Annotated in this window: 9 protein-coding genes and 1 pseudogene; 9 read left to right on the forward strand and 1 reads right to left on the reverse strand. The window is 41.5% G+C overall.

Features of this window, described 5'->3' with window-relative positions; translation table 11 throughout:
- Nucleotides 1-95 precede the first annotated feature (95 nt).
- From AC13CC_RS11900 to AC13CC_RS11940, 9 genes and pseudogenes are all read left to right on the forward strand, one after another.
- Nucleotides 96-1,550 (forward strand): annotated as a pseudogene (locus AC13CC_RS11900) (type I restriction-modification system subunit M); the annotation flags it as partial.
- Nucleotides 1,551-1,552: 2 nt separating this feature from the next.
- Nucleotides 1,553-2,749, forward strand: a complete 1,197-nt coding sequence (locus AC13CC_RS11905; RefSeq protein ID WP_482876426.1) for a restriction endonuclease subunit S — start codon at nucleotides 1,553-1,555, stop codon at nucleotides 2,747-2,749.
- Between the two features lie 11 nt (nucleotides 2,750-2,760).
- Nucleotides 2,761-3,951: a PDDEXK-like family protein gene (locus tag AC13CC_RS11910; RefSeq protein WP_482876427.1), complete on the forward strand. Its 1,191-nt coding sequence runs from the start codon at nucleotides 2,761-2,763 to the stop codon at nucleotides 3,949-3,951.
- Between the two features lie 18 nt (nucleotides 3,952-3,969).
- Nucleotides 3,970-4,539, forward strand: coding sequence for a hypothetical protein (locus AC13CC_RS11915; RefSeq protein WP_482876429.1), 570 nt, complete (start codon nucleotides 3,970-3,972; stop codon nucleotides 4,537-4,539).
- Nucleotides 4,540-7,374, forward strand: a complete 2,835-nt coding sequence (locus AC13CC_RS11920; RefSeq protein ID WP_482876430.1) for a type I restriction endonuclease subunit R — start codon at nucleotides 4,540-4,542, stop codon at nucleotides 7,372-7,374. It abuts the gene before it with no gap.
- Between the two features lie 321 nt (nucleotides 7,375-7,695).
- Complete coding sequence (gene tnpA / locus AC13CC_RS11925) at nucleotides 7,696-7,965, forward strand: IS66 family insertion sequence element accessory protein TnpA (protein ID WP_275650454.1); 270 nt, start codon at nucleotides 7,696-7,698, stop codon at nucleotides 7,963-7,965.
- Entirely contained in the window at nucleotides 7,965-8,318 is a 354-nt protein-coding gene (tnpB, locus tag AC13CC_RS11930) for an IS66 family insertion sequence element accessory protein TnpB (protein ID WP_326279052.1), read from the forward strand. The genes tnpA and tnpB overlap by 1 nt, the downstream gene beginning before the upstream one ends.
- Nucleotides 8,319-8,360: 42 nt before the next feature.
- Complete coding sequence (gene tnpC, locus AC13CC_RS11935) at nucleotides 8,361-9,836, forward strand: IS66 family transposase (RefSeq protein WP_275650456.1); 1,476 nt, start codon at nucleotides 8,361-8,363, stop codon at nucleotides 9,834-9,836.
- Nucleotides 9,837-9,847: 11 nt separating this feature from the next.
- A complete protein-coding gene (locus tag AC13CC_RS11940) occupies nucleotides 9,848-10,351 on the forward strand; it encodes a DUF6398 domain-containing protein (protein ID WP_275650457.1) in 504 nt (167 codons plus the stop codon).
- A 153-nt stretch (nucleotides 10,352-10,504) separates the two neighbouring features.
- Here AC13CC_RS11940 and AC13CC_RS11945 read toward each other — a convergent pair.
- Nucleotides 10,505-10,651, reverse strand: a 147-nt coding sequence (locus AC13CC_RS11945; RefSeq protein ID WP_482876436.1) for an integrase core domain-containing protein, incomplete at its 5' end; no start/stop codon positions are given.

Here is a 10,651-nt window from a genome sequence, read left to right on the forward strand (position 1 = left end):
ATATCGGCCAAATCAAATCAAAAAATCAAAGAACGCTTTTAATTCCCCGTGTATAAAGGGATTGAACAAAATTTTAAAAAGTTAACGCATCACTAGTATTCTACAAATACCTTTCCGAAAAGCAATACCTGTACGCCAATACATTATTGGAAACCGAGGAAATTAAGGATTATCTGTTGGTTACCAATGCAGACGATTTGGAAGCCATTAAAGAGGAATCCCTTTTAAAGTTGGGGTATTACCTAAAACCTGATGAACTCTTTAGCTCCAAAGCCAAAAAGGGCAATGCCAATACCGAGAACGAGAGCAACTTTATCCTTGCCGATCTGGAAAGCATTCTCAACAGTATAGAGCAAAGTACCATGGGTACGGAAAGCGAGGACGATTTCAATAAGCTTTTTGAAGATCTGGACCTCAACAGTACCAAACTGGGCAGAAGCACCGAAGCCCGAAACAGCTTGATCTCCAAAGTGTTGTTCCATTTGGATAAAATAGACTTTGCCTTGGAAGATGCCGAGGCGGATGTTTTGGGCGATGCCTACGAGTACCTTATTTCCCAGTTTGCCAGTGGTGCAGGGAAAAAGGCAGGGGAGTTTTACACCCCGCAACAAGTCTCCAAGATACTGGCCAAAATAGTGACCACAGGCAAAAAACGCCTTAAAAGCGTGTACGATCCCACTTGTGGCTCCGGCTCCTTATTGTTGCGTGTGAGCAGGGAGGTGCCTGTGGATGACTTTTTCGGGCAGGAACTCAACCGGACCACCTACAACTTGGCACGGATGAACATGATCTTGCACGACGTCCATTTTAGGCATTTTGATATTAGGCAGGAGGACACTTTGGAACAACCCCAACATTTGGATATGCGTTTTGAGGCCATTGTGGCCAACCCGCCATTTTCCGCCAAATGGAAAGGTAAAAACAACCCATTGAATGAAAACGACGAGCGTTTTAGCCAATACGGGCGTTTGGCACCCACCAGTAAGGCCGATTTTGCCTTTGTACAACATATGCTGTACCAATTGGCGGAAAACGGCACTATGGCCTGCGTGTTGCCGCATGGTGTTTTGTTCAGAGGCAGTGCCGAAGGCACGATCAGGGAATACCTGATAAAGGAGCTGAATTATTTGGATGCCGTGATAGGTTTACCCGCCAATGTTTTCTATGGCACAAGCATCCCCACCTGTATTTTGGTGTTGAGCAAATGCAGGGTACACAACGATGACATTTTATTCATTGATGCCTCACAGGGTTTTGAAAAAGACGGCAATAAAAACAAACTGAACGAAGCCCATATTGATGCCATTATAGATACTTACCGCACCCGAAGCACCAAAGACAAATTTAGTTATATAGCGAGTTTGGAAGAGGTGGCCGAAAACGATTATAACCTCAACATACCCCGCTATGTGGACACCTTTGAAGAAGAGGAACCCCTGGATTTAGACCAAGTGGCCTCTGATTTGCAGGAATTGGAAAAAGAGATGACCGAAACAGATGCCCTTATAGCCGATTTCTGCCGACAACTCAACCTAAAAACGCCGTTTTGAACATGAAAGAACAGAAACGGGTGCCGAAATTAAGGTTTGTAGAGTTTTCGGATGAATGGAAAGCTGAAAAAGTTGGTATGTTGGGAACATTCAAAGGAGGAGGCACCCCATCCACAAATAATTCAGAGTATTGGCAAGGTGAAACACCTTGGATTTCAAGTTCGGACATTAAGGAAAATGACATTCACAATATTAATATTTCAAGATATTTATCTGAATTAGGCATAACTGAAAGTGCGACTAAAGTTATAACTAAGGGTAGTATATTATTTGTTGCGAGGGTAGGAATTGGTAAACTGGCTGTTGCGAATCAAGACTTATGCACAAGTCAGGATTTTGCAAACTTAATACCAAGGAAAGATGATAGCTATTACATAGCTTATTATTTCATGTCAAAGGGTAAGCTTCTTTTTCAATACTCTCAAGGAACCTCAATAAAAGGGTTTACTACAGGTGACCTCAAAAGTATACCTATTAACATTCCTACACTCCCCGAACAACAAAAAATCGCCTCTTTCCTTTCGTCGGTGGATAAAAAAATAGCGCAACTACAACAAAAGAAAAGCCTTTTGGAGCATTACAAAAAAGGCGTTATGCAACAAACTTTTTCTCAAGAATTGCGGTTTACGAGAGCGGATGGGAGTGCGTATCCTGATTGGGAGGAGAAACGGTTGGGGGATTTTTGTAAATTCTTTTCTGGAGGTACACCAAGAAGTACAAATAAAAAATTTTATTCAGGAACAATTCCATTTATCGGATCAGGTAATATATCAGATGAAAAAGTAGACAACTATATTTCTGAAAATGCTTTAAATTCTTCATCTGCGAAATTGGTTGATAAAGGGGATTTGTTATATGCCCTATATGGGGCAACTAGCGGAGAAGTTGCATTATCTAAAATTAACGGAGCAATCAACCAGGCCGTAATGTGCATTAGGACAACAGCGGATAAAAAATATTTGTATCAAATTTTGAAATATAATAAAGACAAAATCGTCAAAACCTACATTCAAGGGGGGCAAGGAAATCTTTCTGGTAAAATAGTTAGGGATTTGAAGTTTTATTTTCCCTGTATTGAAGAACAAACCCAAATCGCTAACTTTTTAAGTGCCATCGATAAAAAAATAGCTGTGGTACAGACCCTAATAGCGCAAACCCAAACTTTTAAAAAAGGCCTATTACAACAAATGTTTGTGTAGCCTTATTGATTATGACGTACACCAACGAAAAAAAACTAATAAAAGATGCCAAGCGTATCATTGCCCACCACAATGAGGTGTCGAGATTAAAAGGTGAAAACTTTAATGTGTTCTCCATCCTAAATATGGAACACAAGGAGAACGGTACACATTCCGCTTTTTTAGGAGAATTGCTCAACCCCAAAGGTTCGCATTTAAAGGGAGAATTGTTTTTGCAATTGTTCTTACAAACCGTGGGGAATGATACCATCAATTTGGATAAAGCAAGTGTTGTCTTGGAAAAGTTTATTGGAAAGCGAGACGACGCCAACCTATTAGGGGGCAGGGTGGACATTTACATCACCGACCAAGTCAACAGTATTTGCATTGAGAATAAAATCTACGCAGCCGACCAGAATGTGCAACTACAGCGCTATTGTAATCATAACAAAGAAAACAACACGGTATATTACTTAACGCTCAATGGTTCCAATGCTTCATCAGAAAGTAAAGGTAAATTGGTTCTGGACAAGGATTATTATTGTCTTTCGTATAAAACAGATATCATAGACTGGCTGGAAGCCTGTTTAAAGGAATCCGCAGAAGACCCGATTCTTAGGGATTCCATACGGCAATACATTATTTTATTAAAGAAACTAACCAATCAATTATCTGATGTAATGGAAAAAGAAATGCACAAGCTTGTCAAGGAAAACTACAATGCAGCCCAAACCATTAGCAATGCAATCTCCGATGTGGAACTGGAAACTACCAAACAGTTTGTGGATGAGATTGTGGCAAGACTTAAAAGTACATTGGATGACCACTGGAACATAAAGGCGGACGATGATTTGAGCCAGTCTTGGAAGGGAATAATTATTTCCAATGACAAATGGCCAAAAAATATTTCCATCAAATTGGAAGGACAATCCAAAATACCTTGGCAAAAATCTATATATGGCATTATAGCCAATAAAGATAAAGTGGAAAGAGCACCTTTGAAAGAAGCCTTGGGGCAACATGCATATTTTCAGTCAGGCTTTAGGGAAAGCAATATATGGCCTTATAACAGGGATATACTGTATTTTGATAATGTAAGTGAGCGTTCCAAGCTATTTAATGCCAGCCAACGAGAGGAATTGATTGAGTTTGTTAAAGAGAAACTTTTGGAAATCTGTAAAGCTAGTGAAGCACCTTTGGCATCTTTGAAGGCTAAAAGTTGAAACAAATGACTTTTCATCATGGATAAGTACCAAAATAAATTTATTTACAATGAGATTTGGACACTCACTTTTGGAGCAGCGTTCCAAAGAGCAAATGTTTATGTAAAAGGTGCTAAGAGTGATGAAAAAAAGAAGTTCAAAAAGTACCTTCAGCAATTTATTGAAACGGACATATTACCAGTATACCAGAACAATAATAAAATTGATGATAAAACACATATACATCAAATAAAAAGTATTTCTGATGCTTCTCACGGGTACATTAGAAGTAACATACTATCCAACAACCATAGTTTGAATTTTGGTGTCAGTCAAAAACTGCTCAATCTCTTGTTGAAGTATTTATGGTGTCTTTTTGATTACCCTGAACCACCCCATTTTCCTTTAGATAGACGTATTCAAGAGTCTTTATTTGTATTGGCAAAAAAGTCCAATATTTTACCAAAATCCATCGTCAGCTGGACCCAGATAAACGATAGTGATGATTATATGGCTATCATTGAATACATTAGAGTAAATTTTCTAAATAACCAGACTTTATCCCAATTTGAACTGGAACACTTTGAGAGAAGAAGAAACCAATCATAAATGACCACCCAACCCGAATACATATTAGAAGAAAACCTTGTTGAACAGCTACAGGACTTAGGCTATACCAAAGTCAGTATAAAAGATGAAGCTGAGTTGGTTGCCAACTTAAAAAGGCAGTTGGAAAAACATAACCAGACCACATTTTCGGAAGCAGAATTTAGGCAAATATTGAACCAACTCTCAAAAGGCAACATTTTTGAAAAGGCCAAAACACTTCGTGACCGTATCACTTATACCAAAGATAACGGAGAAACGGGGTATGTGGAGTTGATCAACCAAGTGCATTGGTGCAAAAACCAATACCAGGTCACCCACCAAATCACCATGGAAGGTTCTTACAAAAACCGTTACGATGTCACCATACTCATCAACGGTTTGCCATTGGTGCAAATAGAGCTGAAAAAACGGGGCTTGGAAATGAAAGAGGCCTTCAATCAAATCAACCGTTATGAGCGGCATTCGTTTGGTTCAGGAAGTGGTTTGTTCCAATACGTGCAGCTCTTTGTCATCAGTAATGGGGTCAACACAAAGTATTTTGCCAACAACCCTGTAAAAGCACGTTCCTTTAAACAAACCTTCTTTTGGGCGGATAGGGAGAACAACATCATTACGCAGTTAAGTGAGTTTGCCAAAGCATTTTTGGAGCCATGCCATCTCTCCAAGATGATCACCAAATACATTGTGCTGAATACGGCCAACACCTTAATGGTGCTGCGCCCATATCAGTATTACGCCACAGAGGCGATTGTGGAGCGTGTGAAAAACAGCAACAAGTTTGGTTATATATGGCATACCACGGGTTCGGGCAAAACATTGACCTCGTTCAAGGCAGCCCAGATACTTACCAATTTGGAAGATGTGCTCAAAGTGGTCTTTGTGGTCGATCGTAAGGATCTCGACTATCAGACCATCAAAGAGTTCAATAGCTTTAGCGAAGGTAGCATTGATGCCACGAACAATACAAGTACGTTGGTCAAACAGCTCTCCGATGACACCAAGCTCATTGTTACCACCATACAAAAATTGAATACGGCCATTTCCAAGCCAAAGCACATGGCCAAAGTGGATAAGCTAAAAAACGAGCGCATCGTATTTATTTTCGATGAATGCCACCGTAGCCAGTTTGGCGATACCCATAATGCCATTAAAACCTACTTTGGCAATGCCCAAATGTTCGGTTTTACGGGCACTCCCATTTTCGCCGATAATTCATTAAAAAACAAGCTGGGTAGAAGAACCACCAAGGATTTATTTGAGGAGTGCTTGCATAAATACGTCATCACCGATGCCATACGGGACAGGAACGTTTTAAAGTTCTCAATCGAGTATATGAACACCGTAAAACCGAAAGATGATGTTGTCGATATAAAAGTAGAGGACATCAATACCGCAGAGGTTTTGGAGGCTCCTGAGCGATTGGAGAACAATGTTCATTTTATAATCAACAATCACAACCGTAAAACCCATAATCGACGTTATACGGCCATTTTTTGCGTTCAGAATGTAAAGACGTTGATAAAGTATTATGAATTGTTTCAAACCAAAAAAGAAGCAGGCGAACACGATTTAAAAGTAGCCACCATCTTCTCCTACAAAGCCAACCAATTGGATGAGGACGCACAGGGCTTTATCCCCGATGAGGATTATGATGATTTTGCGGCCGAGCCCCCATCAAGGTACGATACAAAACATACAAGGGATAAATTGGAAGCGTTTATAGCTGACTATAACGGGATGTTCAAAACCAATTATTCCACCAATGAATTTTATTCCTACTACAAGGATATTGGAAAACGAGTTAAGAACAGACAAGTAGATGTTTTGTTGGTGGTCAATATGTTCTTGACAGGTTTTGATAGTAAGTTGCTGAACACCATTTACGTGGACAAAAACTTAAAGTACCATGGCTTGATACAGGCCTATTCCCGTACCAACAGGATATTGGATGAAGTTAAATCCCAAGGAAATGTTGTGGCCTTTAGAAACCTTAAAGAACCCACTGACGAGGCCATAACACTATTTTCCAACAAGGAAGCCATTGAAGAGATCATAGTGCAACCCTATGAGAATTACGTTGAAAAATTTGATGAAGCCGTTGAGCGTGTAAAGGCCATTGCACCAACCTTTGATAGTGTGAACGATTTGGTTTCTGAAGCTGAAGAACTGGAATTTGTAAAGGCCTTTAGGGAATTGATGCGCGTAAAAAATGTACTTGGAACATTCACCGAATTTAGTTTTGAGGATTTGGGAATGGACGAACAAACCTTTGAGAACTACAAGAGCAAGTACTTGGATTTATATGACACCATAAGATCAGAAACCCAGAAGGAGAAAGTATCTATTCTAAACGATATAGATTTTGAATTGGAACTGATCCGAAGAGATGAAATAAATGTCACTTATATTCTGACCCTGTTGGCCAAACTCCACGACTCAGAGCCAAAAGAGCAAGAAGAACAGCGGAAAGCGATTTCAGACATATTGGCCTCGGAAACCCAATTAAGGAGCAAAAAAGAACTGATCGAGAAGTTTATAGCGGAAAATCTACCCTTGATAACCGACTCCGAACTGGTGGCCAATGAATTTGAATCCTTTTGGACGATAGAGAAGAAAAAGGCCATACTTCAATTGGCCAAAGAAGAAAACTTGGATTACCAGAAGTTGGTTGATTTGGTAAGCAATTACCTGTTCACGGAAAAAGAGCCCTTACGAGATTCGATTATTGCCGTAATGAACGAAAGGCCAAGCCTTAGGGAGAGAGCTACTTCATCTGACAGAATATTAGGTAAGGTAAAAGACTTTGTGGAAACCTTTATTGATGGGATGGGGTAGACAGTTCAGAGCAAGAAAGTCCTTTATCATCGCCTGTAATAAAGTTGCCTCCAACCCTTTTTCGTAAATTTACGATATAGTGATGGGGGCACAGACGGCTGATAAAGACAGCGTGGTGTGGCAATGAACCCGCTTTTTCTGCAATTCCAACTTGTTGATTATATTTATCCGTACCCCTTATGTAAAATCCTTATTTGACTCTTCACAAGTTTTCTAGGAATTTCTTATATCGGGTCACTGGATTACCCGTATCCGTCCGTCCAAGTGCATCTTTTCTAAACCCTCTGTGGGTTATAATTTAGCTTTCTAAATATAATCAAAATGACCCGATCTTCAATTGCCACAGAAATGCGTGAGCTGGTCAATAGCTATTATGAATCAGGACAGAGCCAATCGGTTTTTGCCCGTGCCCATGGAATCAGCAAAGGAAAACTCTGCTATTGGCTCCAGAAGTTTCCCAGGGAGGGGGTTGCCAAACCAACAAAAAGTAATTTTGTTCCTTTATCGGCGACCCATTCTTCCCGGCCAACATCCTCCCGGAGTATGTACATCCGGTTGGGCAACGGTGTAGAAATCGAAATTCCCCTGTAATGTTCGCTTTAAGTTCCTCCCTGAATTACCAATTATATCTTCCCGGTACCGATATGCGGAAGAGCTTTGACGGATTATGTGGTCTGGTCCTTGGAGAATTGGGACATAGTCCCCTGGATGGTTCGGTCTATATCTTTATCAATAAAGCCCGCAATAAGGTCAAGTTGCTGCATTGGCAGTCCGGAGGCTTTGTTTTGTATTACAAGCGCTTGGAGGGAGGCACCTTTGAGTTGCCAAAATACGATGCATCCGTGGGTGTGCTCCAGTTGGATTACACCCAACTGGTGATGCTCATCGACGGGGTGGCCATCACCAATATTGCCCGAAGAAAACGCTATGAAAAAGCCTGCTGAATACTGGTGTATTTTTAACAAGGGTAGTATTTTAGCTATCCGATGACCTATCAGGAGCTACAGAGAGAAAACCGGCAACTTAGAGCGTCCAATGGAGCCTTCAAGGAGAAGATCTCCGCTTTGGAGGTACAACTCGGGCAACTCTACAAACTGATCCAGGGCTTTAAATCGGAACGTTTTATTCCTGAGATCTTGGAGGAGCAACTATCGCTTTTTTCCGAAAACGCAGATAAGACCGGGCAAGTGGCCATTCCTAAAGAGACCATCACCTATACCCGGGAAAAACAAAAACACCCTGGGCGCGGTAGTTTGCCGGAACACCTTCCGGTACGGGAAGTAATTCTTGAACCGGAAGAAGATGTAAGCACCCTGAAAAAGATTGGCCAGGAAGTCAGTGAAACTCTGGAATACACCCCGGCCAGTCTGGTCAAAAGACGGACCATTCGTCCTAAATACGCCAGAAAAGACCAGCAAGGGGTGGTCATCGCGCCACTTCCCACACGTCCTATCGAAAAATCCATTGCCGAGGCCTGTTTATTGGCCTATATCCTGGTAAGCAAGTATATTGACCACTTGCCGTTCTATCGTCAGATCCAGCGTTTTAAACGGGAGTTTGGCTGGGAACCCGCTTCCAGTACCTTGAGTGACTGGATGTCGGGTTGTTGCCGATTACTGGAACCCCTCTACAATACCTTAAAGCGGAAAATCCTCGAAGACGGGTACATCCAGGCCGACGAAAGTCCGATCAAGGTATTGGACAGTGATAAAAAAGGCAGTACACATCAAGGGTATCAATGGGTCTATCATGACCCCTTGCGAAAACTGGTGCTCTTTGATTACCGCAAAGGACGCGGGCAACATGGCCCCAAGGAACTCCTTGACGGGTACAAGGGTTACGTCCAATGTGATGGATATAGTGTGTATGATAAAATCGGCGTAGATCCGGACATTGCCATGGCGGGCTGCCTTGTGCATGCCAGGCGAAAATTTGTGGATGCCCGGGACCAGGATAAAGCAAGGGCAGAAAAAGCATTGGCTTTATTTAGTGAAATTTATAGCCGGGAACGGGCGATCAAAGAAACAGCGGCCGGGGATGCCGAAATGCGCAAAGAACTAAGGCTGCAAAAGGTGCTGCCGCTACTTCAAGAGGTCAAGACCTGGATACAGGAAGAGCAATTTAAGGTGTTGCCCAAAAGTGCCATGGGAAAAGCAATGACGTATTTTTTAAATCAATACCCCAAGTTCGAGGTGATCTTTGAGGATGGCAGAATCGAACTTGACAACAACCTTATCGAGAATGCCATTCGTCCGCTGGCCCTTGGCCGAAAAAACTTCTTGTTCGCAGGCTCCCACAAGGCTGCACAAGATGCGGCCATGTTATATTCCTTTTTCGGTAGTTGTAAAATGCAAGGCATTGACCCTCAAGAGTGGTTAGAGGACACACTCCAAAAAATACCTGATCACAACATCCAAAAACTGGAGGAATTATTGCCAGGGTACCGTGCAGACAAACCATAAAAGATAAAACAATGACCAAAGACCAAGTTAAAGAAAGACAAAAACACCTTCTGGAACTTACCGGGGCCTTTTGCGCCCAGAAACTTGATGGGGAATATTTTGAACTCTGCGAAAAGCTCATCAAAAAAATGGGCAGAAAAAGGGAAGTCCCATTTAAAAGGGGAAAACTGGAAATATGGGCTGCTGCGGTAATACAGTCCATAGGTTCCATCAACTTCCTGTTCGATAAATCCTTTGAACCCTATATCCCTTCCAAGGAAATCCACGATTATTTTGGTACAAAGCCTACAACAGTATCCAATAAAGCCAGGGTCATAAAAGAAATGTTCGATATGTGGCATTTCAGCCCAGAGTTCTCTACTTCCAGAATGGAAAAAGACAACCCTTTTAACAATATGGTCATGGTTGATGATCTTATCCTCCCTATTGACTCCCTCCCTGAAGATATGCAACAAATGGTACGTCAGGCAAGGGCTGAAGGCAAAGACATTAGCTTTACCACAAAACAGGGATGATTAATCTCCCCAGAAAAATGGGCTAAACCCAGATATGAGGTGTAGTTGCTCGGACGGATACGATTACCCCCAATATTTAATCAAAATCAATGACATCACACCTCGCATTGTAGACTTCCCTTAGATAGAACTGTTTATTTTTCTAAAACTTCATCAAAAAAATTTATCGTTTTTAATTCCTTGTGCGGTACCGCACAAGGAATTAAGTTCCAGATATTGTTTTGGGGACACATATCCCAGGGCCTTGTGTGGCCTGTAATTGTTGTAATCGTCCATCCAAATCCGTGCCTGTTCCCTTAC

The sequence above is a fragment of the Flagellimonas sp. L-11 genome, assembly GCF_056857735.1.

Excerpts from the sequence above, each read along its gene's own strand:
- tnpB (WP_326279052.1), top strand. The coding sequence starts at position 7,965 with ATGTTCGCTTTAAGTTCCTCCCTGAATTACCAATTATATCTTCCCGGT.
- tnpC (WP_275650456.1), top strand. The coding sequence starts at position 8,361 with ATGACCTATCAGGAGCTACAGAGAGAAAACCGGCAACTTAGAGCGTCC.
- AC13CC_RS11915 (WP_482876429.1), top strand. The coding sequence starts at position 3,970 with ATGGATAAGTACCAAAATAAATTTATTTACAATGAGATTTGGACACTC.
- AC13CC_RS11940 (WP_275650457.1), top strand. The coding sequence starts at position 9,848 with ATGACCAAAGACCAAGTTAAAGAAAGACAAAAACACCTTCTGGAACTT.
- AC13CC_RS11905 (WP_482876426.1), top strand. The coding sequence starts at position 1,553 with ATGAAAGAACAGAAACGGGTGCCGAAATTAAGGTTTGTAGAGTTTTCG.
- AC13CC_RS11910 (WP_482876427.1), top strand. The coding sequence starts at position 2,761 with ATGACGTACACCAACGAAAAAAAACTAATAAAAGATGCCAAGCGTATC.
- tnpA (WP_275650454.1), top strand. The coding sequence starts at position 7,696 with ATGACCCGATCTTCAATTGCCACAGAAATGCGTGAGCTGGTCAATAGC.
- AC13CC_RS11920 (WP_482876430.1), top strand. The coding sequence starts at position 4,540 with ATGACCACCCAACCCGAATACATATTAGAAGAAAACCTTGTTGAACAG.